General features: G+C 63.2%; 23 protein-coding genes. 14 read left to right on the top strand and 9 right to left on the bottom strand.

From position 1 onward, the window contains the following. Positions 1-21 precede the first annotated feature (21 nt). The 3 genes from TSO5_RS16625 to TSO5_RS16615 all read left to right on the top strand — a co-directional run bounded on the left by TSO5_RS16625 (position 22) and on the right by TSO5_RS16615 (position 2,011). Positions 22-681 carry a lysozyme inhibitor LprI family protein gene (locus tag TSO5_RS16625; protein ID WP_109152592.1) on the top strand — a complete coding sequence of 220 codons (660 nt, stop codon included), beginning with the start codon at positions 22-24 and terminating at the stop codon, positions 679-681. 51 nt (positions 682-732) lie between these two features. Beyond that, a complete protein-coding gene (locus TSO5_RS16620) occupies positions 733-1,065 on the top strand; it encodes a hypothetical protein (RefSeq protein WP_109152591.1) in 333 nt (110 codons plus the stop codon). Positions 1,066-1,141: 76 nt separating this feature from the next. Beyond that, positions 1,142-2,011, top strand: coding sequence for a GIY-YIG nuclease family protein (locus TSO5_RS16615; protein WP_199230915.1), 870 nt, complete (start codon positions 1,142-1,144; stop codon positions 2,009-2,011). A gap of 29 nt (positions 2,012-2,040) precedes the next feature. On the opposite strand, the gene TSO5_RS16610 is transcribed toward TSO5_RS16615, so the two are convergent. Next, positions 2,041-3,231 carry a uracil-DNA glycosylase family protein gene (locus TSO5_RS16610; RefSeq protein ID WP_146203778.1) on the bottom strand — a complete coding sequence of 397 codons (1,191 nt, stop codon included), beginning with the start codon at positions 3,229-3,231 and terminating at the stop codon, positions 2,041-2,043. Positions 3,232-3,641: 410 nt separating this feature from the next. On the opposite strand from TSO5_RS16610, the gene TSO5_RS16605 reads away from it, so the two are divergent. The 3 genes from TSO5_RS16605 (at position 3,642) to TSO5_RS16595 (ending at position 6,236) form a co-directional block, all read left to right on the top strand. Next, the gene (locus TSO5_RS16605) at positions 3,642-3,947 is read left to right on the top strand and encodes a hypothetical protein (RefSeq protein WP_109152588.1); all 306 of its coding nucleotides are present in this window, start codon (positions 3,642-3,644) and stop codon (positions 3,945-3,947) included. A gap of 74 nt (positions 3,948-4,021) precedes the next feature. Beyond that, the gene (locus TSO5_RS16600; RefSeq protein ID WP_109152587.1) at positions 4,022-5,602 is read left to right on the top strand and encodes a hypothetical protein; all 1,581 of its coding nucleotides are present in this window, start codon (positions 4,022-4,024) and stop codon (positions 5,600-5,602) included. A 1-nt stretch (position 5,603) separates the two neighbouring features. After that, positions 5,604-6,236: a hypothetical protein gene (locus tag TSO5_RS16595; RefSeq protein WP_109152586.1), complete on the top strand. Its 633-nt coding sequence runs from the start codon at positions 5,604-5,606 to the stop codon at positions 6,234-6,236. A gap of 180 nt (positions 6,237-6,416) precedes the next feature. Here TSO5_RS16595 and TSO5_RS16590 read toward each other — a convergent pair whose 3' ends face one another. The 3 genes from TSO5_RS16590 to TSO5_RS16580 all read right to left on the bottom strand — a co-directional run bounded on the left by TSO5_RS16590 (position 6,417) and on the right by TSO5_RS16580 (position 8,854). After that, entirely contained in the window at positions 6,417-6,857 is a 441-nt protein-coding gene (locus TSO5_RS16590; RefSeq protein WP_146203777.1) for a hypothetical protein, read from the bottom strand. Positions 6,858-6,904: 47 nt separating this feature from the next. After that, positions 6,905-7,738: a hypothetical protein gene (locus TSO5_RS16585; protein WP_109152584.1), complete on the bottom strand. Its 834-nt coding sequence runs from the start codon at positions 7,736-7,738 to the stop codon at positions 6,905-6,907. A gap of 96 nt (positions 7,739-7,834) precedes the next feature. Continuing rightward, on the bottom strand, positions 7,835-8,854 hold the full coding sequence (locus tag TSO5_RS16580) for a site-specific integrase (RefSeq protein WP_146203776.1): 1,020 nt from the start codon (positions 8,852-8,854) through the stop codon (positions 7,835-7,837). 360 nt (positions 8,855-9,214) lie between these two features. Between TSO5_RS16580 and TSO5_RS16575 the strand changes: the two genes are divergently transcribed. The 5 genes from TSO5_RS16575 to tcmP all read left to right on the top strand — a co-directional run bounded on the left by TSO5_RS16575 (position 9,215) and on the right by tcmP (position 15,220). Further along, complete coding sequence (locus TSO5_RS16575) at positions 9,215-9,808, top strand: hypothetical protein (RefSeq protein ID WP_109152582.1); 594 nt, start codon at positions 9,215-9,217, stop codon at positions 9,806-9,808. A 259-nt stretch (positions 9,809-10,067) separates the two neighbouring features. Continuing rightward, a complete protein-coding gene (locus tag TSO5_RS16570) occupies positions 10,068-11,750 on the top strand; it encodes a hypothetical protein (RefSeq protein ID WP_109152581.1) in 1,683 nt (560 codons plus the stop codon). Continuing rightward, the gene (locus TSO5_RS16565; RefSeq protein ID WP_109152580.1) at positions 11,747-13,252 is read left to right on the top strand and encodes a hypothetical protein; all 1,506 of its coding nucleotides are present in this window, start codon (positions 11,747-11,749) and stop codon (positions 13,250-13,252) included. The genes TSO5_RS16570 and TSO5_RS16565 overlap by 4 nt, the downstream gene beginning before the upstream one ends. A 250-nt stretch (positions 13,253-13,502) precedes the next feature. After that, positions 13,503-14,324, top strand: coding sequence for a phage Gp37/Gp68 family protein (locus TSO5_RS16560; RefSeq protein WP_109152579.1), 822 nt, complete (start codon positions 13,503-13,505; stop codon positions 14,322-14,324). After that, positions 14,321-15,220 (top strand): three-Cys-motif partner protein TcmP, encoded by a 900-nt coding sequence (gene tcmP / locus TSO5_RS16555; protein WP_109152578.1) that lies wholly within the window; start codon positions 14,321-14,323, stop codon positions 15,218-15,220. The genes TSO5_RS16560 and tcmP overlap by 4 nt, the downstream gene beginning before the upstream one ends. 55 nt (positions 15,221-15,275) lie before the next feature. Here the strand turns inward: tcmP and TSO5_RS16550 are convergent, their stop codons facing one another. Together TSO5_RS16550 and TSO5_RS16545 are read right to left on the bottom strand one after the other, a co-directional pair. Next, a complete protein-coding gene (locus TSO5_RS16550; RefSeq protein WP_109152577.1) occupies positions 15,276-16,316 on the bottom strand; it encodes a nucleotidyltransferase domain-containing protein in 1,041 nt (346 codons plus the stop codon). 180 nt (positions 16,317-16,496) lie between these two features. Next, a complete protein-coding gene (locus tag TSO5_RS16545; protein WP_109152576.1) occupies positions 16,497-17,477 on the bottom strand; it encodes a hypothetical protein in 981 nt (326 codons plus the stop codon). A 223-nt stretch (positions 17,478-17,700) separates the two neighbouring features. Between TSO5_RS16545 and TSO5_RS16540 the strand changes: the two genes are divergently transcribed. Next, positions 17,701-18,330 carry a hypothetical protein gene (locus TSO5_RS16540; protein ID WP_109152575.1) on the top strand — a complete coding sequence of 210 codons (630 nt, stop codon included), beginning with the start codon at positions 17,701-17,703 and terminating at the stop codon, positions 18,328-18,330. Between the two features lie 14 nt (positions 18,331-18,344). After that, entirely contained in the window at positions 18,345-18,734 is a 390-nt protein-coding gene (locus TSO5_RS16535) for a hypothetical protein (protein ID WP_109152574.1), read from the top strand. A gap of 64 nt (positions 18,735-18,798) precedes the next feature. Here TSO5_RS16535 and TSO5_RS16530 read toward each other — a convergent pair whose 3' ends face one another. The 3 genes from TSO5_RS16530 to TSO5_RS16520 all read right to left on the bottom strand — a co-directional run bounded on the left by TSO5_RS16530 (position 18,799) and on the right by TSO5_RS16520 (position 22,117). Next, positions 18,799-19,836 carry a replication protein RepA gene (locus TSO5_RS16530; protein WP_247870786.1) on the bottom strand — a complete coding sequence of 346 codons (1,038 nt, stop codon included), beginning with the start codon at positions 19,834-19,836 and terminating at the stop codon, positions 18,799-18,801. A gap of 1,226 nt (positions 19,837-21,062) precedes the next feature. Beyond that, the gene (locus tag TSO5_RS16525) at positions 21,063-21,431 is read right to left on the bottom strand and encodes a hypothetical protein (RefSeq protein ID WP_109152573.1); all 369 of its coding nucleotides are present in this window, start codon (positions 21,429-21,431) and stop codon (positions 21,063-21,065) included. Further along, complete coding sequence (locus tag TSO5_RS16520) at positions 21,431-22,117, bottom strand: AAA family ATPase (RefSeq protein WP_109152572.1); 687 nt, start codon at positions 22,115-22,117, stop codon at positions 21,431-21,433. The genes TSO5_RS16525 and TSO5_RS16520 overlap by 1 nt, the downstream gene beginning before the upstream one ends. A 294-nt stretch (positions 22,118-22,411) precedes the next feature. Here TSO5_RS16520 and TSO5_RS16515 point away from each other — a divergent pair, with 294 nt between their 5' ends. Continuing rightward, positions 22,412-24,055, top strand: a complete 1,644-nt coding sequence (locus tag TSO5_RS16515; RefSeq protein WP_109152571.1) for a hypothetical protein — start codon at positions 22,412-22,414, stop codon at positions 24,053-24,055. Positions 24,056-24,118 lie beyond the last annotated feature (63 nt).

Genomic DNA, 24,118 nt, shown 5'->3' with positions numbered 1-24,118 from the left:
ACGGCCTTGGAGAAATCAAAAATGAAAACGAAATTCTCCGTCCTGCTTCTTCTCGTCGCGGTGATGCCGTTCACTCATGTTGAGGCACAGGCGGCAAGCTTCGACTGCGCGAAGGCTGCGACGAACGTCGAAAAATTGGTCTGCAAGACCCCGAGCCTCAGCAAAGCCGACGAGGAACTCAGCGCCGTCTACAAGCAAGCAGTCGCCGTCGCGCTCATCGCGGACTTCGTCAAAAAGGAGCAGCGGGGGTGGATCGCCCGGCGCAACAAGTGCCCCAGCGCACAATGCCTCGCCGAGGAGTACGAGACGCGGCGCCTCGTCCTGGCGGCGTCGCTGACGCAAGATGCCACCCCCAGTCCGCCTGCCGGGCAGCCCCTGCTCGTGCGGCCGGCGCAATCAGAAATGCAGGTTCCGCCGGGGCGGACGTTCCCCGTGTCGGTCGTCGGCGCCATCGAGTTCGGGCATGACGCCGCCGGCGGCCGATATGATCTCGTCAGCGGACACGCGCGGGTCACCTTGTCCTATGTGTGGGATTTCTCCGACGCCGACCTGGAGAAGCTGTCCGCGCTGGACGAGAAAAAGGCTCGGGTGCGCGTCGTCGGAATGCTGAAGGTCTATGCTGAGGACGGCAGCGCCGCCTTCGCGCAGGGGGCGCCGCTCGCCGTATACGCCGACCGATGAAGCTTGGTGTAAGCTGATGCGTGTGACGGATGGAGATGGAGTAGGATCATCATGTATTTTACCGAAGAAGATCTACGTAATATTATCGCTTGGGCTATCTATCGCACATCCATCTCTCTCGGCATCATTTCCAAAGATGACCCATTGCCATTGAACGATGTTGTCGAGATCATCGCCAAGTCAAAGGGGCACCGCGAAGCGTTGGCTGAATTTGCTGACGCCTACAGCGAGTGGTATTTGTTTCATCTCGAAATCTACAGAGCCGGAAAATCAGGGAATCTCAGTCTGGAGGAGCAGAATAAGCTGCTGGGTTTGATTCAGCGGCGAGACAACGCCAAAGACAACCTCCTGCAAATGACGCCGGTCAATCCGGGAGAATTGTGAGAAGCCACGCCCCCAGGTGGGTCGAGGAACCCGTGACGCAGTCCTTCACAGCCCATCGGGCAAAGCGCCCATGTTCTTGAACGACCTGCTCACGGCCGGGGACGTTGACCCCGAACAGACCCTCGTGCTGCGGCATCGGCCGAAGGAGCCGAAACTGGCCCGCGTGCTGCCGTGGCTCGCCGCCCAGCGCACCGACCTTTTCGATGCCTATCAGAGCTGCCAGGGGCCGGTGCTGGAGGTGTCGATGAGCAAGCTGCCGTACGTCGCCTCCTTCATCGCCCACGGCCCCGGCCGCGCCTTGTTCGTCGGGCTCTATTCAATCAACGAGCCCACGCCCTACCCCCGTGCCGATTTCTGGTCCATCCCGGGATACGCGGAACTCCGCAGCTATGGCATGGACGGCCTCGCGGAGACCGATCCGCGGCAGAGCATCTTGAAATTCGACCTGCGGCTGCTGGAATTCCACCAGGAGTGGCGCGGCAAGCTGATCGTCGGCTGGCCGCCGCCGGAGCGGTCGTGGTGGCGCCGGGCACATCAGAACAAGATGCCGGTGCTGGCCATCCTTGAGGACAGCGCCCTCGAACCGGCGATGCCGGACTGGACGGAACTGCTCGTGACGTGGGCGGAGCTTTCCGTCCTGCCGAGGCGCTGGTGCGCCGCTCTGTCGGAATGGCGGGGCATCTATTATATCCGCGACACTTCGGACGGGCGGGGCTACGTCGGCTCGGCGGCCGGCGCCGAGAACCTCCTCGGCCGCTGGCGGGACTACGCGAAGACGGGGCACGGCGGCAACCGCCTGCTGCTCGACCGCTGCCCGGACACCTTCGTCTTCTCGATCCTCCAGCGCACGTCTCCGGACATGCCGCGTGAGGACATCGTGAAGCTGGAGACCTCGTGGAAGATCCGGCTCGGCACCTATGCACCCGCCGGGCTGAACGACAATTGAGCCCTCTCCGCCCCCAGCTACGCCCGCCGTCACGCGTCTTTCTGATTCCCTGACTTGCCTCCGGTGCAATGGAACGCAATGTCGAGCGCCTGCCTGATGTCGTGAATGAAGTCTGCTTCACGGCGTCGATCACGAATGACGTAGGCGGGGTGGAGCGTGGGAGCGACAGTCGTCTTGAAGCTCCCGAAGTCATAATCTTCAGTGCTTCCGCGCATGTTCGCGATATCGGAGCGACCAAGCACACCCCATAGTGCGACTGATCCTAGAGGTACGATCACCGCAGGCTTGGCGTCTTTGAAGAATTTGGCATTGATAGCGAGGCTCCAGACATTTTCCTTTTTCACATAACCGTATTGCGTGGATTTCTGAATGAATTCTGTTTCTTTGCTTTTTCTGTCGAAGTATCCAGATATGGAGCCACCATCTGGCGGCGAAAGAAAAATGTTGGTGTATCCAATACGATCCCGCTCAATGTTGTTGTCGTCGCAGTAGAGCTCAATCATATCTCTAAGAATTGAGGAGGCATTTCCAGAAAATGGGCGTCGTGACAGCATTTCCCATTTGCCTGGAGAGTCGCCAATAAAAACGATCCGGGCCTGATCGGTGATGACAGGCGGAACGATTTTTTCATTGTTCAGATACTGACCAAGGATCGATGGCTCAATAACATCAATCTGCATAATAGTCTTCAGCGGACTGCCATTACGAAGGGCATCCCTCGAAGACTTTTTTGTGCGTATCAATTCAGTGATTAGCGGAAATGCTCCTAATGCCAGCCACCCTACTGGTCCCGCAAGAGCTCCAGCAACAGCTAACCCCGAGGTAATGCCGGCGGCAGCCGAGCCTGCTGACCCGACTGACTTGAGCGAATCATCTTGCGCCTGCTGTTCGGCCTCATCGTCCCTGGAGATATCGTCGCCATCGTCGGCTTCCTGAGGAGTGGCGTATAGGGCCATCAGAAGCAGCATTGCGGCGACCCAGTTAGGTGCCTTGCCCGAGGTCATCCAGTTCGAAAACCGTCCGGTTTCGACGCCGAGCAGTTTGCTTAGGCGTGTAAGGGCGCCGGTCCCGCCGATCTCTGCGATCCGGTTCCTCGCAGACGTAAGCACCTTGCCAGCGTCCAGGTTCTCCACTGCCTTGAGCACAGCCTCCAACTCTCCTGAAAGCGGATCGCCAGGGATAGAGCTGCGAGCGATGGCCGAGACAAGGAAGTCAGCCAAGTGCTGCTCCACTTCGTCAGCGAGTCGAACGTCGTGGGGTGCACGCCCCAGGCTTACGATCAAATCCCTCGGTTCCACAACAGGCCTCCAGTCAGCGGACGGAATATGAGCCCTCGCGCCGTCATCCGTCAACGTCGGGCACGATATTCTGTCGGTATGAAAAAAGTGTCGGTTTCAAAAAATATGTGTTTACGGATCGACGCTGCCCTGCCATCCTGTGGTCCACCGCAATCCAGCGGATAGGTTCGATGTCCAAGAGGAGTTCCTTCGAGCCATCAACCTATTCGATGTGCCTAAAAAACTAATCAGGAGGCAATCTGCCCTGCTAGCAATGGGGGCGAAGGAATGCGTCTGTACTGTCTATGAAGTTACTAGAAACTCCTTGTTGTATTCTTCGAGAAGGATGATGAATGATGCAAGATATTCATGTGGATATCAGTCGTGCGTCTCCTTATGAATTCAAGCACACCCGTCATTCTTCGCAGAGAGTTCAGCAACGAGGCGTGGCCGCAACTGATTTAGCCGTCTTCCTGGATTATGCAGACCTGATCGAACAGGCGGGAGGCGGCTGCGAGGAATGGATGCTGTCCCGAAAGGTGTTGGGACGCCTCAAATGGGAGGGATTCCCCCCTCAGCAGATCGAGCGCCTATCGCGGATCAAGGCGATCATGGCCGGAGGAACGCTCGTGACGGTCTACAAGGCCACGAGACATTAATCTAATTAGCGGATATCTTTTCCACTTCAGCGTGTCTGGCCTAAAGCTGGCCCGATGCGCATCAGGGGGTGAACATGCACAATGGGATCGGCTTTACGCTAGGCGAAAGCCCGTTTGCAAAATGCTTGGAGGACCGCATCCTCCACAAGCATAAGGGCGAAGGCTGGGCCGCCCTCGCCGACCGCGTCGTCAATTTGGCCCGTCGGGCCGAAGATGGACGCGACGAAGACGACGCTGAGCAGTATCTAGGGGAATTTGGCGCCGCGCTGATGAATTGCAGCCTTCTGCCGAATAGCCCGCTGTTGGTGAACGCCGGCGAGGCGAAGGAGCGGGTCTTCGCCTGCTTTGCCGTCGATATCCGCCGGCCGATGGGTGAGGTGCTGCCCCTGTTTCGCTTCATCCATGACGGCATGGGCGGCGTCGGCTATGCCGTGTCTGGGCGCGAGGAGTCGCTGACAAGCCTGATCCAGATGATCGACCAGGACACTGTTGCCCATCAGATGGGACGACCGCGCCCGGCCTCCAATGCGGTGACGATGCCGATCGACGGCGACATCGGCGCATTTCTGTCGATAGCCGGCAAGCTGTCGGTAACCAACATGAACGTCGCCATCGACGACGGCTTCATGGCTGCACTCGACAATGACGCCGAAGCCATGCGGCGTCTGCGAGCCGTGGCGGTGTCCATCCACCAGTCCGGCCAGCCTGGGGTGCTGTTTCCAGGGCGATTGAACAAGATCGCGCTTGAGGAAGTCTCCCCGTTCGCTGCCAACGTCTGCGGCGAGGCTCCTCTGGCGGTGGACGAATCCGCGCCCCTCGCCTCCCTAAACCTCGTTCGGTTCTGCCGGTTCAACGGGGCGGGCTTCGCCAAGTTCGACGAGGAAGCCTTCGTTCGGCAGGCCCAACTCGCCACCCGCTTCCTCGACGGCATCCATGATTGCCAATGCCACGGCAGCGGCACCATCCGCCGGAACACGCTGGCCACTAGGAAGATCGGGGTTGGCGTCATGGGTTTCGCCCATGCCCTGATCCTGTGCGGCATCCGGTACGGGAGTCCCGAGAGCGTGGCGTTCGCCGAGCGGATCGCCGGATTGCTGATGTCGGCGGTGCAGGCGGAGTCCGAACGGCTGGCGGAAAAATTCGGCCCCTATCCGTCGTGGCGGCCGGGACATGGGAATCGTCGCCGCAACGCCGGGCTCGTGGCCATCGCCGGCACAGCGACGCTGGCGCTGATCGCTGGGACGACTGGCGGGATAGAACCGATGTTCTCGCCCGTGCTTTCGCAGACGGTGATCGGCGAGACCGTCCGCTTGGTCGATCCCATTGTCATGTCCATGCTGGCTATGCACGGTATCGACCGGGATCGCGCGGAAGCCCGTTTGCTGGCCGGCGCCTCTCTACGCGAAGTGGCCGGAGATGAACTGGCCGATCTCATGCCGTCGGCGTTGGATGTGCCAGGCGAGCAGCATATCGCGGTTCAGGCGGCCTTCCAGAGGCATATCGACTGCGGCATCACGAAGACGATCAACTGCCCCTCGACCACCACGGAAGAGCAAATCCTTGATTGGATTCGGACGGCCCACAGCGTGGGCTGCCTGGGATTGACGATCTACCGGGAAGCGTCTTTGGACAACCAGCCGATGCGGAGAGCATGAAATGGTCGGAAATCGTATCATCGCCACATTCGACGGCCCCAAATCGGTGGGCAAATCAACGCTGATCGGGTTGCTTGGGCCATCCTTGGACGCGTCCGGCCTCAAAGTGCGGACCATCGTGGAGAAGGAGGTCGTGCCGGCCGCCATTTCCCGGCGTCTTGAGGAACTCTACGCCGAGTTCCGACGCAGCCCCGGTCAGCAGGCCGATCAGGCCATCGCCCAAGCCCTGCTCGAAGCCCGCCTCTGGATCTCGCAGAATCTGCTGGTCGAGGTGGACGCCGACATCGTCCTCCTGGACCGCTGGTATCCGTCCGATACCGTCTTCAGGCGCTTCCTCGATCCCATAGAGGTCATCGAGGCCAACCTGTCCGCCGGGGTTCTTGTTCCCGACATCGTTTTCGCCGTGACATGCGAGCCGGCGACTTCCTGGGGGCGTGCGATAGCCAGGAGTCGGGGGCTGGACAGCAAGGTGGTTTCCAGCTTCGACGAGCATCAGGAGGTGACTCGGCGGTTTGTTGCCGCTGCCGAGAAGTATGGATGGGACATCGTGCGGACGGACGACCAAGGAGCCGAGGAGTTGGCCAATCTGATCGCCGGCCGATTGGAGCGAATTAGCTTGGCTCGCGCGAGCTAAACACGAACAGACGGCGCGGAGGGCGGTAACATCAACGGACAGGCGGTTGACGAAGTACCCGTTGCGTGAACTTCGCCGACCGCCCCCTACGTTCCGCCCCTCGGGGGCGATCACAGGCGTCCATGAGGCACGGAATCGGTCCGGTCTCCGTACCCGGCATGCATGCCGACTCCACGCCATCTATAGCTTCGGACGATAATATGTCGGCCTGTCGGGCTGCTCCTCCATCTCGATCGCCGGATCGAGGCTTTTCCAGAGCTTCATTCCGTCGTCGAAGAGGTTGTCGGACGGAGCGATGCTGATGCCGTGTGGGGCCAAGATGTCGCGGGCGGCAGCATAGATGTTCTTTGCTATGCCTTTGCCCCGGTGGTGAACGTCAATGCCGCTCGCTGACCATGTCTTCTCATGGGGCGCAGGCCAGGGTTTGAAGGTCGAGAATGTCGCATCCTCGACCGCGATCGTAAGAAAGGGGTCTGCTCCTTGGAAATCACATCCGTACGCGAAAGTGCGGACGCTTCCCTCTTTGTCCACGAAGCTGCCTGTTCCGCTCGCGGCGTTGATCGTTGGGTGAAGTTGGGTCACCCCGGGAAGATTGGTCGTGACAGGACGGCGGGCAGACATGGGCAACTCCTTCGGCGAGAGGCCAACAGCGGAAATAGGTGTCCGGGTCAATCCTTAGAAGGTGACGTGCGATGCTCGTGCTCTTCGATCATGTAGGTGATGTAGCTGCGGATCAGGTTGCAGTACAGACGGGCCTCATGCGTCTGGATCGCGATGCCGGACTTCAGATCGACTCCATGGCGGACGCCTCCGCCCGTCGGTGAAGACAGATACCCGTGCAACGTCGTCATCCAATTCAGTATCTGCTCTTGGGCCTTGCCTCGCCCGTGCGCCTTCATCTCCTTGACGATCGTGACAAAATATTTGCCCTGGACGGTCGCGTCTTCCGGCCCCGTGCCCCGGAAGGCGGTCGCGATCGTCTCCAGGAGCCACAGGATTTCCTGGACGGCGCGGCGCCCCTGTCCCTCGTCCATGAGCCGTTCGGATGCGGCGAGGCTCTCCTCTATGAGCAGGCGTGCCTGCTCGGCCAACGACGGCGTCTTCTGCGGCACGGCGATGGCCGTATAAGAGCGGGTGGCGACCAGAAGGGGCGGACGGATTTCGTATCCGGCGTCGTGCTCCATCAGCACCCGGTTGACGAGGGGGAGGTCGGGCACCGCGATCGCTTCGTTCGCGCAGGCCACGCAGCCGTCATAGAAGGCTTCGATGAACAGCGGTGCGTTCTCCGCCGCCCGCTGCATGCAATCGTTGAGGTCCGACCAGGCCCAGCTTTCATTGCTGCTACAGCTTCCACCGCCGAACTGGGATTTGAAACGCTCAGCAATCCCCCAACCATCACCCTGCGACGCAATTTTCTCGATGAAGCTGTAAAATGCGTTCACCACCGCCCGTGGCGCAGGGCCGGGGCTTGCAAATCGCCAACCGGACTCAAACTGCAACATCGTCGTCTCCGGCAACCAAAATCGCGGCACGAAGCCATGAATTGATCGATAGCGTAGTCAGCGGGAAGAGCGGTTGCAACCGCAGTGCGGGGCAGGCTACAGGAGCCCCTCGCCGGGATGGCCTTCGAACAGCTCCATATCGCGGAAATACTCCAATGTCGTGGCCACGGCCTTGTGCCGGGCGTGATCCTTGACCTTGGCCAGCGGCTTGCCGCGGATCAGTGCCGTGGTGACGAAGCCCGCCCGGAGCGAATGGGCTGAAATCCGTCCCTCCACGCCGGCGAGGTCGGCCCGCTTCTGCACGATGCGGCTGATGCTCTCCGGCGTGAGCCCGTCGCTGTCCGGAAGAATCCGGTCGGCTTTCGTGATCTCGCGGAAGACCCGGCCGCCCTCGGATCCTTCGGCTTTCATGATCCGCAGCCATGCCTCCAACGCCGCCACCGGGCAAAGATTCTGGTCGCGGGCGCGGAGCACGGCCACGGCCTGCCCCTCACCGAATTGATCGCCCTTCGAGCGCCGGATCCGCACCAGCACGCCGCGTTCGACGTATTCCAGGTCGCCGAACTCCATCGCCGCCAGCTCGCTTCTTCTCATCGCGGAGCCGAAGCCGAGCAGGATGATCGCCGCGTCCCGGCGTCCGCGGACGGAGCTCTTGCGGTCGATCGGGTGGACGAGCAGACGGAGCAGCTCGGCGGTGATGGGGTCGGCCGGCTCACGGCGGATGCCGCGCGTCGCCGCGTCGCGCAGGATTCCCCGCATGACCAGGCGGACCTCCGGGGTGTCGGTTGGGTTCGGCAGCGGTTTTCCGTCCGGGTCGCGGGCCGACATGTGCGCCCAACGCACGGCGGCCGCCTTCACGTGCAGCGTTTTCGGCTTCATCCCCGCCTTCGCAAGGTCGGACAGCCAAAAGGCCAGGGTGGTCCCGGTCGCCGGCAGGGAGTCCAGCCCGCGCAGTCCGCACCACTGGATGAATTGGCGCCACGCTGTGCCGTACACCCTCCTCGTCCCGGGCGCGTCGGCGGATTCCGCGTAGGCCCGGGCGGCTTCGACGGTCGCCTCCAGCCCGACGAGGGCGCCGTCGATGTCGTCCGTGGCGACGAGCTCGCGTCCGGTCATCGACAGAGCCTCGGACGGCTCTGCCGTGCGGGGCATTGGATGAGCCCGCCGCAGTCCGTCCGGATCGGTCCGTGAATCCCCATCGCCGCCCCCTCCTCCGATTTCGGCGAAAAACCCGGCTTGAGCATAACCGCCGGTTTTGAATCTGAAAAGGACGGTTTTCAGACTTAACGGAGCTAAGCATCAAAGACCCCATCCGCATCGCGAACGATCCGCCCACCGTGCAGCCCCCCGACGAACGCCGACCACCGCCCCCGCCCTCTGCTCTCCGACGATGGGGGTCGGCCCCCCGGACGATTTGCAAACAGGGCCGCCCTGCCCCGATAGTGTCGGCGTTCACCCCGCAGGCGGAGACGAGCGATGGACGAACCGAGGCATCCCACCGAGAACCCGTACTGGCACGAGCTCGACAAGCCGCACGTCGTTGACCGCGACGAAATCCGGAACCTCTGCCTCGATTGCCTGCACGTCGTGTTGGCCAGCGGCTCCATGCCGGCGCTGTGGGTCGATGACGACGACGAGGATCCCGCGTGGGAGTTCCCGAACCTCGCCGCTTTGCACCACAGGAGTGCCGAAGCTCAGCTTTCCCGCAGCCTGCTGAAGCTGGCCGTCCTTGTCCGGACGTTCGACGATCAGTGCAGGGAAACGCCCGGCTACCTTGACCACAGGCGGAAGATCGACGGCGAGCAGGGGCCGTTCGGAAGCTTCCACGAAGGCGACGGGGAGCTGGGGATTCGCGAGAGCTGCAACAAGATCATTCACGCCGACGATTTCCGTCCGGTCTACGACAACGGCAGCGCCCCTCGCGACGAGGGGGTGTGGTCGATGGACGGCATCGTCGAGCTCACCGGCCGCGAGCGGCAGCGGGGATGGCTGGTGGGACTAAACGTGCTCGCCTTCCTGGAGGCGGCCATCGACCTGGTGTCGTTCGGCGCCGATGCCGCGGCACCATAGATGTTTGTACCATGGCGGATACGTTTCCCGCCGGGAGATAAAGCAAGTTACACGCGTGTAATGGACGCGCCAATCCACCCACACCGAGCAGGATACCCCTTCTGGCGTCGTCTCCGAAGGGGTATGCTGAGCCGGGATGTTCTGGGAAGCCCCCTCATCCAACGAATGATCGCCGATGGGTGGCATAGTGACCAACATTAACGAATACCTTCGCAACCGCCCACACAGGACCCGCACGCCGAAAGCCTCAAGGGGCAGAGTGGCCGACATAAACACCTACCTTCGCAACAACATCGGCGGGGTATCGGCCAAAAGGGTGTCAGTCGCGCCGAACATCCCGGAGGGGAAGCTGAACAACGCCGTCAAGGCCTTCGGTTTTTCGGGAAGCATTGACACCGTCGTCGCTATTTATGACAACACTCTCCTGGGCAGCGGGAAGGACGGAATTCTCTTCACCGGCGAGCGGTTCATTTTCCGCCCTGCGTTCGGCTCACCGATCAGCGTGCCCTTTGCCGACGTCGATTCCGTCAAACACTCGCGGACCGCAACCGGAAAGAAGAACGACAAGATCGTCGAGGCGGTCGAAATCGCCCTGAATGGCGGCGACACCGTCGCTTTGAAAGATTTCATCGACTGCGACTACGAGCGGCTCGCCGCCATTCTCCAATCGTGCATCGACGACTTCGACGAGTACAAGGAGGCGAAGCAGCTCATACCCGTCGAGGAAATGAGCGACGCCGTCAAGATCGCGTACGTCAAGGCCGTCATCAACATGGCCTACTGGAATGACGGCGCGATCGACGAGAAGGAATTCGCCGAAATCCTGCTCCTGATGACCCGGCTGAACCTCAGCTCGGACGCCCGCTTCACGCTGAGGGCCTATCTGTCCTCGGCGGATGGGCTGACTCCCTTCGAGAGCATACTCGCCGACCTCCACGCCGGATGCCCCGACGGGCAAATCAAGACCCTACACGTCTCGCTGACGAAGGATCTGATCAACACGCACCTGAGCACGGGCGGCAAGTCGGTCGCGGACTTCGGCTTCTTCCAAGAGCACCGGAAGCTGCTGGACATCGCCGACGGCGAGATCGAACTCGTCATGATGGCGATCGAGAACGACTTCAAAATGCTGAAGTCGGAGTTCACCGACGACCACTTGGTCGCGGCGATGAAGCTTCTGTCGGCCAAGGCCGCCGCCGTGGGAACCCCCCTGGCCGCCGTCTACATCTCGGGTTCCGTGGTCGGCATGTCGGCGGCCGGTATCACATCCGGCCTCGCAACCCTGGGAATGGGCGGGCTCCTCGGCTTGTCGAGCATGGCGACGGGGATCGGCGTCGCCGTTCTGCTCGGCGTCGGCGCCTATGCCGGTGTCCGCAAGCTGACGGGCGTCAACGAAGTCACAAGGTCGAAACGCCGCGAGTTGATGCTGAACGAGGTCATCAAGCAGACCCAGGGCACCATCGCCCTGCTGGTGCAGGACATCAACTTCATCGTAGGCCGCCTGAACGAGACTCTCGCCGCCACCGACCGCCAGGAAGCTCAGATCAGGAAGCTGATGAACCTGATGAGGCAGATGAGCTCCGCGGGCGACATCCTCACCCGGAAAGCGGATACCGCTCAGAACAGCGCCACCCGGATCAGGTGCGCCCAACACCTCAATCAGAACACGCTGCACGCTCTGACGCGCGAGCCGACCAAGTTGCCGCTGTACGATTACATCAGCGGATTCTACGAAGAGCGGACGGAAGTCGTCGAGAAGGACGGAACCCGCTCCGAGGTGAGCAGGCTGACCCTCAAACCGGACTGCGACACCAAGAGCCTCGAAAATCTTGCAAAGGCGTTCGAGGCCATCGGCTACTTCAACGTCGGCGACGTCCTCAAGGGCTCCGCCGTGGACATGACGCTCAAGGCCAAGGAAAAGCTCGCCGGGCTGCTCTCATGAGCGCGGAGCTAATCGATCAGGGCAACGCCCTGCTGATGCAGCGGGACCAGCTCAACAAGGCCGAGGGAATCCTCGGCACGGCGAATGCCGCGCTCGACGGCATCGAGTCCCGCCTCCGCAACAACCAGGACGACCTGGATGCCTTGTGTGCGCTGGCCGAGGAGATGCTGGAGGGCGGGTTCATCGCTCCGGGAGGAGTGGCCGAGGCAGGCGACCTAGTTCTGGTCGTCGAGGAAGTGGAGGTCGAGGTCCGCTCGGCGCCGATCCCCTCCTTGGACTTCATCGACATCGAAGTGGGCGACGACTGGGCGTCGTACTTCGCCAAGGTCCAGGGGTATGCGGACCGGAACGGCCTGACGCTCTCCGAAGACCCCTTTGGCAGCCTCCTCAGCCCAACCCAGCGGATCGCCCTTGAGAAGAGGATCAGGGACGAGTTCTCGCTCAAGAACGCGAACTGCGACAAATTCGACTACATGATCGCCGGCACCTGCGGGTTCGTCGGCGGGCTCATCGACGTCTTCTTCGTCGGGCTCCCCGGACAGGGGACGTTGACCAAGTTCACGGACGACGTCACCGACGGCTTCGTTCAGAAGTTCGCGCGGGTCTGCGGCTGGAAAGGACCTCGCGAGGGCAAAGACCCGATGGCAAGCGCCATTGCGTTCCTGGAGAGAAACTTCAAGGTGAACTACGACCATCGACATGGCGGGGACGTCGGTGGCTTGTTCGATATGAGCACCAAGAACCATCACATCAAAAGCTTGGCTCACTCACCTGATCTCGTCGGCCTGTTCTTCTCCATTCTCGACCAGTTCACGAACACGGCACACTTCGTTGACGGTGGGAAGATCATCTCCGTCGATACAAGCGGCAGCGGCTTCGAGCTGAAGGGTTCCGATTTCGTGTCGAAGGTCTTCGCTGGCTTCGTGAACTGGTTCGGGCACTTGGTCTCCGACGTCGCCGGCTCGTCCGGCGCCCAAGGGCGAGGCTCGGGAATCCCCATCCCCTTCTTCTCTCTGTTGCAGTTCATCAACATCGGCGAGTTCGGGCAGCATAAGCAGACCTTCGCCAAGATCGCCGTCCAGGTGTTCGAGAAGGGCTACGATTTTCGGCACGGCATGGCCTTGGCCATACCTGTTTTCGTGACCGAGCTTCTCATCCGGGTGATGTGGACATTCAAGCAGCGGTTCCATGACGACAGGCCCTGGACGGAGTGCGTGCCTTCGGCTGCCAACCCCGAGCTTCGCAGAATGCTCCTCGTCGGGCACGGAACGCTGTGTGTCGTCGATGGCGCCGACGCCGCCCTCCGGTCCGGGGGCGACATGATCCAGTTCATGCTTCGGTCCAACCTCATCGGCTGGGCACGTTTCGGCACCCTGGCGCTGAAGGAGCTGCGGGCTTGGTACAAGGCCGGCGGTCTCGATGTCGAAGCGGTGGATGCGTACCTCGATGTGGAATACGAGCGGCTGTTGGAGCCACAGCACATGATGCATCACGGCTGGTAGTCCCGGAATCCTGAGATGAGCGGAATCAACGGCTGTTTGCTGGCATCAACGATGTCCTTGGAGCAAAGATTGGGGACCCGGACATCGAGCCGGGGGCGTCGCGCAGCTACCGTAACTTGGGCGGTATTAGCGGACCTTCATCGACCCCATGGTGACGCCTCAGTCATGACAAGAGCTTCGATCGGAGACATAGCAGATGAAAACGAACCGATTCTCCTTTACGCTGTAGGCGTTTAGGAGGGGTACGGCGTTGGCGAAGAACAGTAAGATCGAGTGGACGACCCATACATTCAATCCTTGGTGGGGATGCCTCAAGGTTTCACCGGCCTGCAAGCACTGTTACGCCGAATCCTGGGCAAAACGAACCGGGCACGACATCTGGGGAGTGAATGCTGAACGACGCTTCTTCGGTGATAAGCATTGGTCGGAACCATTAAAATGGAATGCCGATGCAGCCGGGGCTGAAATCCGTCCGCGTGTGTTCTGCGCCTCAATGGCAGACGTGTTCGAGGACCGACGCGATCTCGACACCGCACGGGATCGCCTGTGGAGTCTGATCGAAGGGACGCCGAATCTTGATTGGTTGCTGCTCACCAAGCGACCTGAGATGGTGAGCGCTCTGGCGCCTTGGAAGGAAAAATGGCCTGAGAATGTCTGGCTCGGGACGACGGTCGAGAACCAGACGTGGGCCGACGAGCGCCTGCCCAAGCTCGCCGAGATTCCTGCCGCAGTTCGGTTCATCTCGGCCGAGCCGCTTCTGGGTCCACTCGACCTCGGCAATTGGATCAGCACTATCGACTGGGTCATCACGGGCGGCGAAAGCGGCCCGAAGGCTCGTCCGTCAAGTCCAAGCTGGTTCCGCGATCTCATGAACCAGTGTATGGCGGCAGACGTCAGCTTCCACTTCAAACAGTGGGGAGACTGGGCTCCCGGTCAAGGCATCAGCTTGGCCAAGGTCAGGTCGGCTCTAGCCGAAGACGGGACGACAATGCTGAGGCTCGGCAAGAAGGTAGCTGGGCGCACCTTAGACGGCACGATTTGGGACGGTCTACCACGGGCGAGGACGGCATGATGAATGATCCTATGTTATTTAGCTTATTAGATTTACCGAGATTTCCTAGGATAGAAGAAAAGAGTTTTAAGTCATTAAAACACCCAGTGTGGTCCGAGGAGAAAGCCAATCTCATTAGAGAATACATTAGACACTTTACATACGTTACAAAACACGGAGCCTACATTGATGGATTCGCCGCCCCACAGCGGCGGAATATGTCTGAAATCTGCTCTGCTCGATTGGTGCTGGAGAACGATCCGAAGTGGATCACACGTTTCTGGCTCTGTGACATCGACCCGCACGGCGTTACACTTTTAAATGAAATTGCAGCCGCGAATCAGTTTAAGGGCCGCCGCATAAAAGTGGTTGCTGGCGACTTCAATGTCACTGTCTCTGATATTCTCTCCTCTGGGGATATCACAGCGAAGAAAGCGACTTTTGCCTTATTGGACCAGCGTACGTTTGAATGTGCGTGGGAAACGGTGGAAAGGCTTGCTTCCTTCAAACCTTCACTCGATCCAGAGGCTACGAAGATCGAGATATTCTATTTCCTTGCAACCGGATGGCTTGATCGCTCTATCGCTGCCGTGAAGAGGCCCGAGACAGCAGCTAAGCTGGATCGGTGGTGGGGAAAGTCCGACTGGCGCGAATTGCAGGGAATGGACAGCATCGCAAGGGCCAATTTGCTAGTCGCACGTTTCAAGCAAGAGCTGGGCTATAAGTACGTTCACCCTTACGCGATCCATAGCCGCATCCGCGGCGGTCGGACCATGTATCACATGATCCATGCCACTGACCATCCTGAAGCATCGCCTCTGATGTTGCGTGCATATCGGAAGGTGTCAGGACGATCAGATCTTGATGAAGCAGCGACGCAAATGGATATGGATGCATGGTGGAAAGAGGTTGAGTAGTTTATGACATCACTGGCAAACGCGTTCCCCGTTGCTTTGGGAAAAGCTGATCTGTTCAGAACGGCTTGAAGAACGGGTCGTCGCCTTCGGACGCGAAATCGACGACGGGCTTCGGGAAGCACTTCAGGTGCTCCGGCTCGAACGGGAGCTGCGGCAGGTGCTGCGTCACGATGGCGGCCACGGTGTGGGCCTGCTCGACGTCGCGGGCACGCTTCACCGGGTCGCGGCCGTCGTCCTTCGTCCCCAGCCAGAGCTTGTAGAGGGCGAAGGCCCGCGGGTCGGGGCACGCCATCGGCACCGGCTGCCCGTCCTCGCCGACGGCGACCGCCTCGAACTTCGGCGCGTTCGCCACCCACTTCATGTTCACGATCGAGGAGGCCAGCAGGTCGCCCTCGCCGAACCCTTCCCTCTCGTCCCGCCAGGGCGGGTTCGCCGCGGCCTTGATGAGATCGACGTAGTAGCCGTCGCGGTTGACGGCCCTGAAAGATGCCTCGCCCGCCTTTTTGAAGCTGCGGTCAACCGAGCGCAGGACGTCGATGACGCTGGCGGGCTCCTCGCCGGTCACCGTCAGCCGCAGCTTCGCCCGCGCCTCCATCAGGATGTCGAGGTCGCCGGTCGCCAGCAGGTCCGTCCGCACGAAGACCCCGGCCGCCGCTTCGTAGGCGTAGATCGCGTTCGTCCCGGCGACATAGACGTTGTGCCCGAGCAGCCCCTCGCGGTCGAGCCGCCGGAGGATCTTCGAGGCGATGGTCGGGACGCGGCCGAGATCGACCGCCCGGTTCAGCCGGGCCTGCTCGGACAGCCTGCGCGACAGGGACTCCAGCCGCTCCTTGGCCTCCTCCTTCCCCGCCCGGAACTCCTCGTAGGTCCGCTCCGTCTCGGGCGAACGCGGCCCGAGGCTCCGCATCTTGCGGACCTTGGTGCCGGGGTCGTCGAACACCTTCACCAGATAGTCCGACCCCTTCTCCTCCTTCCACGACAGGCTGCCCGCGTACCCGGCCCGGCGTCGCCAAGCGGCCCGCCACGCGTCCCACACCTGCCGCGTGTCAACGAGCATGCGACGCTGGTTCGCGGTCATCGGGATCAGCTCGGGCATCGCGTCGCCTCGTTTCTACGGGTAAGTGCGTCTCGCTATTTTTCCGTAGAAACCGGCATAATTCAATGCCTTATAGGCGTTTCTACAGAATGGTTTAGCAGGGCTGTATTCCGTATAAACCGTTATAAATCAAATAATTACCTAGGCGGCCTCGGCAACGCCGCGACCGCCTTTCGATCGCTACAGCGTCCCGGCGAGGATACGCTTGTGGTAGAACTCGGCCAGGTACTGGTAGCGGTAGTCCTGCTCGTGCAGCGGGGCCGCCTCCTTGACGTCGCGGGGAAACCAGGCGGCGACGACCTCGGCGGACACCTTGCGGGAGTAGGCCAGCATGTCGTCGAAGGACATCGAGCGGGGGTCGATCCGCTTCGCCCGGTAGTCGGCGAGGAGGCGGTCGAGGGCCGGGGTCGTGAAGTGCGCGGCGTCCACCACCGCGCGGGACGGCTTTCCGCCCTCGCCGGGCAGGCGGTAGCCCATGTAGCCCATGGAGGTCCGCCAGGCGATGTGCCGACGCAGGGTGAGGACGGGATCGGCGTCGGTGGCCAGCAGCACCAGCCCGTAGTAGACGTCGGCCGTCATCTCCCGGTCGATGCGCGGAGCCCTTTCACGGCCCACGTCTCTGAAGTCGTGGCACTGGGCGAGGTTGCGCCAGACGATCATGCGGTCGAAGCGGTCGTTGTCGGGGTAGGCGGACAGGCGGGTCACCACCGCGCCGCCGGCGGTCATCACCCGCTCGACCGGGATCAGCGGATTCCCGGTGACGATCTCGCAGGCAGGGCTGCGGGCCTCGGCGGGCCGCAGAACGGCGTAGCCGGTGTTCTTGCGGGGGTAGCCGGCGCCGGTCTCAAAGGCGTCGCGGTCGATGAACATCGAGCTGTGCTGACCCAGGGTTCCGACGACCGCCACCCGGATGCCCGTCCCCCTCGTGAAAAGGGCGATGGACTCCTTCTCGATCGCGCGGAGCGAGGCGATGCGGACCTCGTCGGGGGTGAGCGGACGGTCGCTCCGCATCGGCGGCAGGAAGTCGCCGTACTCGACCTGCACCCCGGCGGAGCGCAGCAGCCCCGCCGCCACGATGACCAGCAGCGGGTAGAGGAGCAGGCAGAGAGCCGCCGCAAGGCCGAAGTTGCCGATCTTCCCGATGATTCCTATCGCTCGCATGATGCCCTCCCCCGATCTTTGACTTATACATAACACGATATGCGTATTTTGTCAAGTAACGGGACGGCGTCCGTCCGTCACGGAGGCGGCGGGACAAGGAACGGCCTGTTGGGCAGTTCCATGACCCGAGGGGCTTTGGGCCTTGGCCAATGACGCCTGCCCGGGACAGGGGACGGACGGAATCCGGCGAGGGTCTGCGGACTATTCCAGCTTGGAGACTGACATGCACTTTGCGTCCCGTCTGCACGATCTCGCCGAAAGCCTGATGTCCGCGCTCGACAGCCATGTCGAGAGCGACGACACGGAGGCCGCAATCAACTTCATGATCGACGCCATGGCCGCCGAGCGCTTCGTGATCCCGTCCGTCGTGCTCCGCGCGTTCGACCCCAGCACCGACGGCAGCTCCCGTCTGCCCCCCGCCCTCCCCCTGCTGCCGTCGATCCTGTTCGAGGCCCCGTGCCGGGTGGCCGAGCGGGCGGGCGGACTCGACTGGGAGCTTGACGGCTCGACCTCGGCCAACGGTCGCGCATTCTTGCTGTGCGAAAACCCGCGTCGCTGGCCGGACGTCAACCTCACGCTCGCGCTGTGGTCTGAGGACGGCATGGTACAGCCCGATGGGCAGCGTCTGGCGGGCATCGTCACCGTCCTGCCGCATCAGAAGGGCTTGGCCGGTCCGATGGACTTCTTCCGCTGGGCGATGGCGGTCATCCTCCGCTCCGGAACCGTGTCCGAGACCGTGCCCGAGCCGGTGGCCCTCAACCGCGCCCGGCTGAAGTGCGGCAAGCCGCCGATCATGTCGCACACCGTCCTCTCGCTCACCCGCGACGGCCTCCGGGCCGCGGCCAACGTGTGAACGGAGGGCGAACGATGATGGAGAAGGCTGTGGGCACCGGAGCGTATTACCCGTGGTGGCTGGTCGGCGAGCCGGAACCCCCGAAAGACCCCGTCTTCCCCCGCGGGCGGACGGGGACCCGCGCGAAGCGGACGGAAACCGCCGAGGGCTTTGACCGCGCCGGCATGAAGGCGTGGCTGATCGAGACGAAAGGCAAGGAGCCGTATTGGTCGGCGGACACCGCCCGCCGGGCGGAACGTCTGATCTCCATCGTCGGGGAGTCGGACCTCCTGTCCGGGAAGGCGGAGCGGGACCACCCGGCGCTGGCCGGGGTCGCCCCCGAAACGAAACGCAAGCTCGTCGAGGCGGGCCGTCTGGCCCGGGAGTGGATTGAGAGCCAGCCCTCGGACGGGCCCGTCAACTGAACCCGCCGATCGGACGGAACCTGGACGGCGGAGCGAATCTCCGGAAATCCGCCTCCAGGTTCCTTCACCGCGCGGAGGCGCCGGGCAGGAGGACTGGGACGACCTTGCGCTCGGGCACGGCGGGCGGGCTGCGGAACAGCTTGAGGCCCTGCTCCGTCGCCTCGACCTTGGCCTCGGGGTAGACCGCGAGCACGTCCTTCAGGGTCGTCAGGAAGTTCTCTCGGAAGGCGCGGAGGCGGCTGTAGTTCGGCCCGAACTGCTGCCAGAGGTCGGCCCACGAGATCGTCTTCGGCTTGTCGATCACGCGCAGGCGGTAGGCCAGCCAGATGTAGACGTCGATGGCGGCGGACTGGTTCGAGATCTGGCGCAGCGCGGGTTCCCAGACCGGGACGGGATGGGCCTCCAGCGCCTTGTAGAACGACTCCGACAGACGGACCGTGTCCTCCCACAGCCGCGGCTGGCGGGGGTCCTTGTCGTGGTCGATCTGGAACGACATGCCGCCCTTGACGATGCTGTCGTTCTCGAAGCCCGACCACTTAACGCCGTCCTCGTTCTCCCCAGACCACTGGAACGACAGCTTGCACCGAGAGATGCGGGCGGCCTGCTCGCGCACGTCTTTGTAGCTGGTCCCGCCGATCGGCACGCCCATGCGGTCCAGCCAGTCGTGCATGCTGGAGCCGATCTCCACCTCCGGCGAGCGGGTGCGCAGGGCCTGCGTCTGGAGATACAGCATGATGAGCCGGGCGCGGGAGCCGTAGGGCACGCCGAGGCGGACGACCTTGCGGCCCTTGGCGACCGCGCCCGGCTCGATCAGCAGCGAGAACGGCCCGGTCGAGCGGACCCAGACCTCGTCGTCGCTCTTGAGCTTGCGGTGCGGGAACGAGAGGATGCAGAAGCCGCTGTATGTGATGCCGATGGAGGATTCCTCGTCGGCGAGGAAGGCGTGTACCCTGTCCACCAACGCCTTCTCGTCCGACGTGACCATGTCGCGGGCCACGTCGCGGCCGTGGGCGCGGACGAGCTGGTGAATCTGTCCGACCCGGGCGAGCTCCTCGTTGCTCCGCCGCATCGAATCCGCCCGTGCCGGCACCGACTTCGACATCGACCTGGACCTCCACCGTTCACCCGCTAGAAAACTGGCACATTCTGGCGCGAGATCAATGACTTGGCTATTTGCCTTTTACTGGCGATGTCACCGCCTCTCCGATGGCACCCCGGCCGGAGGCTTAACGCTTTGATTCCTACGGGAGTCGGGCGGGGGTCACAGGACATGTCCGAGGCGGATTTGCCCTTTACTGGCGCCATCGCCGCCACCCCGATGTCGTTCCCGCCGCCCAGGAATCCCCGAATCCGTCCCCGAACTCCACGAAATGGAATCGTTCCGCCCTCCGCACGGCCCGGGTGAAGCGGAGGCCGTCCAGCGGTTTGCGCTTTCCTGGCGGCCGGGGCCGCCGCCTTACTGGCGGTCAAGACCGCCCCTACGGTGGCGGGCATGCCCGCACCCTGCCGCTCCATCCGACCTGCAATGGGTGTCCGTCCGCCCTTCCCCTTTCCAGGCGCCGCCGCAGGGGGCGGCGAAGACGCCATCGGAGCGGCGGTCTGATCGCCAGAAAAAGGCAAACGGACGGAGGGAATCCCCTGTGAATCCGGCGAGTCGGTTGCGCTTTACTGGCGGTGGCGGACACGTCCACCGCGTTGCTGGCGCTCTCGACCGCCCCATGGAAGCGGGCCACCGTCCCTTCCCTCTGGTCGGACGGGCTGGCCCCAGCGGACCGTCCCCAGCCTTTTACTGGCGTTTTCCATAGAACCACTTGCCCCCTGCCTTCTACTGGCGGGAGCCTTTGCCCTTTGGTGGCGTTCGCTTGCCCTTTGGTGGCGAAATCCGAGTCGCCCCCTGCCCTTTACTGGCACATACAAATAGACTCTTCAAATAACAGCTAATACCAAATTTGGGAGCGTCGGACGGGCATCGCCCACCATGGGATCCGTCCGCCGGAATGGGAAGCGGATGCCACTGCGGGGCCGATTTTTGCTCTTCGGGGCGGACGGAGAAGCCATCGCCTCCGTCGAACGCCCGTTAGGTCATGACAGAGCCTGCTTGTCATGGCACAGCCTGGTAGGCTCTGCCTGACAGGCATGCCCACGGCACGCGGTGCCGCAGGCTCTGCCATGACAAGCAGCTTCGCAGCTCGTCTGCGTGGCATCGACAGAGCCTGGTGCGGCTCTGCCGTGCAAGGCATGGCACACGCAGGGGCGTCTGCCTCTGCGATGGCTCCCAGCTTCGCAGGTATCCTGCGGAGCGTCGGATGAGACACGAAGCCCTTCGGGTCAAGCAGCGGGCTTCCCGTTCTTTTCGCTGCGCACCCGGTCGATCGCCTCGCGGATCGCCCACTCGACGAAGTCGGACTTCGTCAGCCGGACATGCCGCGGCATCCCGATAGTCACCTTCGCGTCCTCCAGGATCTCTTCGATCTCGTCGAGAAGGTCGCGGTCAAGGCGGAGCGAGAAGCGCGGGGTCGTGCGGGTGTCCAGCCGCTTCGCACGCTCGCCTTCTGCATCCCCACCATTGCCCTCAGGCTCCGGCTGCTCAGTGGGCGGCACGATGGCGGGGGCACCGCCTCCGCGGATGAACTGCTCCACCTTGTCGTCTGCCGCGGGTTCAGTCGCCACGGGCTTGGGCTTACGGGTGACAGCCATCACGCGGCCTCCGTCGTCTCAACCGACAGACCACCGGCTGTCATCACTGCTCCGAACAGGGCCTTCACCTCTGCCTCGGCCTTCTCGTCGCCCTTACGGTTCTCGCCCTTCCATTCGATGACGGCCAGCCCCTTCCCCCCGGCGGTGCGGAACGCCTTGCGCACGCCGAGCCGGATTTCCGGCCAGAAGGTCACGTTCGTCATCTCGGACAGAATCTCCGCCGCGTCGGCGTTGTCGGAACCCTGGTGATCGGCCCGGTTCAAGAAGCTGTAGGCGGCCAACCGCTCGTTCACGGCCCCGCACTCGGCCACCAGCTTGTCGAGCTTCTCGGCGGTCCAGATGTCGAACGAGCCGGGCACGAAGGGCGCCAGCAGGATGTCGGAGATCGTCAGCGCCGCACGCTGCGAGGTCGTGTCGCGGCCGCCGGTGTCGATGACGACGTGGTCGTAACGGTCCTGCATCTTGCGGACCTCGCTGCGCACGGCGGTGTCGTGCAGGGCGACCGTCGTGATCTTCGGCTCGACCCCGAGGGCTTCGCGGGCCATCGAGAAGTCGAGTGCCGTCTGCTGCTCGTCCGCATCGACGTAGAGCACTTGGAAACCGCGGAGCGCGAGCATGACGGCGATGTTGGACGAAACGGTTGTCTTCCCGCTTCCGCCCTTGATGCCACCGCAAGTGATGATCATTCGATGTCCCCCTGCCTTCCCGGCAATCCACCCCACCGGGCCAAAAATTCGGCGAGACCTTACCTCGAAGCGGGTGGCCTCCGGAAGCCCGCACGGAGCCCAACGGACGGCATAAGGTCTCCGTGTGGGATTCGTGACACGCACGGCGTGGGTTCCAAAGCAGCCACCCTGCGGGCTTCGCATATCGCACGATGTGGGAGCCAAGCGGGAGCCATCCGATTTGACGTCCTTTGTCCAGCGCCGGAGAATCCGGTGTGTGCGCCCGTCGGCGCCCAGCGGGATGGAGATCGGCAAATGGGAGAGAGCCGCGAGCACGCGACGTTGAAGGTGTCCGCGCTGAAGTCGGCGAAGGCCCTCGGCTGGTCAGGATCGACCGAGCTCGCCCTCGGCGACGGCGATCCCCGGGCCGAGGCCCGTAACGACTGCGTCGTGCGCGGCGATGTGTCCTACTCCCTCGCCGGTGAACGCCGCTCCCGGCCGATGACGGTGGCCTTCGAGATTCAGGTCGCCGCCCAGGGGGACCGGGCGACCTTCCTGCGGACCTGCCGCCGCGTCGCCGACTGGCAGGATTCCGAGGAGGGAAGGCTGCACGCCCGCACCGCTCCGTTCTCCGACGCCGACCTGGCCCGCTACGGCTTCGACCGCGCCGGGCTGCTGGCGGCGTTGGCCGAGCAGGGGGTGAGGCCCCGGTGGGGCTGGGACTCCTTGGACGCGGAGTCGGCCAGCGAGGATCTGTGGAGCCGCTTCCGCGTTGTCTGGATCGTGCCCGACCGCGATCCGGAGCGGACCCCGCAGGGGCTGCTGCGGAACCCCGACCGTCGCATTCCCGTGATCGCCCTGACCGACCTCGACCGCTCGCTCCCGAACTGGACGTCCGTCCGGAAGCTGCCGGATGGCGGGGCCGAACGCGAAGCCTACCTCCGCTCGGCATCCGCCGCGGTGACGCGGCTGGTGTCCGGATTCATCGAAGGGCGGCTGCGGTTCGCCCCGGAGGCGACCAAAACGGTCACGTTCAAGGTTTGCCCTTTGCTGGCGCGGTCGGACGGACACGGGGCCAGGGGCAGGCCCGTCGCCCCGCCGAAGCGGCACATACCCGACGGATTCAACAAGCGGTCCTACGGCGGGGTGTCCGTCGCCCCGCATCTCGCCCTCGGCGGCTTCCTGCTCGTCCCGGATGACCTCCGAGCGGGAGCCAAGTGGGTCAACGCCGGCGGGCTGAAGGAAGGGGACGCGAGGTTGCCCGCCCTGCGGCAGGCCCTCCGGTCCGCCGTGGCCGAGGTCGGGCGATCGTTGCCGGAGGCTGCGGTCGGTGACGCCGGGCACCTCGACGCCTGCCCGGACGGAATCGTGCGCCGCCTCGTGCCGACGGGGTCAGGACTGCGGGCCGCCGACGGCGAACTCTGCCTCGCCCACGACGACCCTGTGGCCGCCGACGAGGCGTGGTTCCGACGGAACGGACACGCCTGCGGGTTTGCCGTCCTCGCCAGCGAGACGGCCGTCCCGTCCGCCTGGCGGCTGGACGGAGACACCCTGGGGCACCCCGGAGTCGAGCTCGGCGGAGGGCCGGAAGACTTCCTGCGGTGTGTGAAGGCGGCGTCGGACCTCCAGTCCGGATGGGCCTGCCCGACACGCGTCAGCGAAGGCGGGTTCGAGCGCGAGACGCCCTACGCCGTGGAGGTGAAGCGGCGGCGGCGCTTGGATGCGGTCGAGGACGGCTACGGGGCCGGTCGCCCGCTGCTCGCCTCCGGCAGGGTGGCGGACGTGTCCGCCACCGCAGGGGCGGTCCTGACCGCCAGCAAGGCGGCGATTTCGATCGCCAGTAAAGCGCAAGCGACTCGGATGTGGGCCTTGGGCCTTGGAGCGATGACGGGCGGGGCGGCTGCCCCCGTTCCGTCCGCGCCCCCAACCGCCAAACGGGCCTCCGGTCTCAGGTTGTAGACGGGAACGCGGAAAGGGGGCGGAGAACCGCCCCCTTCCTCTGACCCCAGTGCCGCCTTCCGG

The sequence above is a fragment of the Azospirillum sp. TSO5 genome (genome assembly GCF_003116065.1).
Classification (GTDB): domain Bacteria; phylum Pseudomonadota; class Alphaproteobacteria; order Azospirillales; family Azospirillaceae; genus Azospirillum.
Note: the sequence above shows the minus strand (reverse complement) of the source record. Positions and strands in the feature narration are given on the sequence as shown.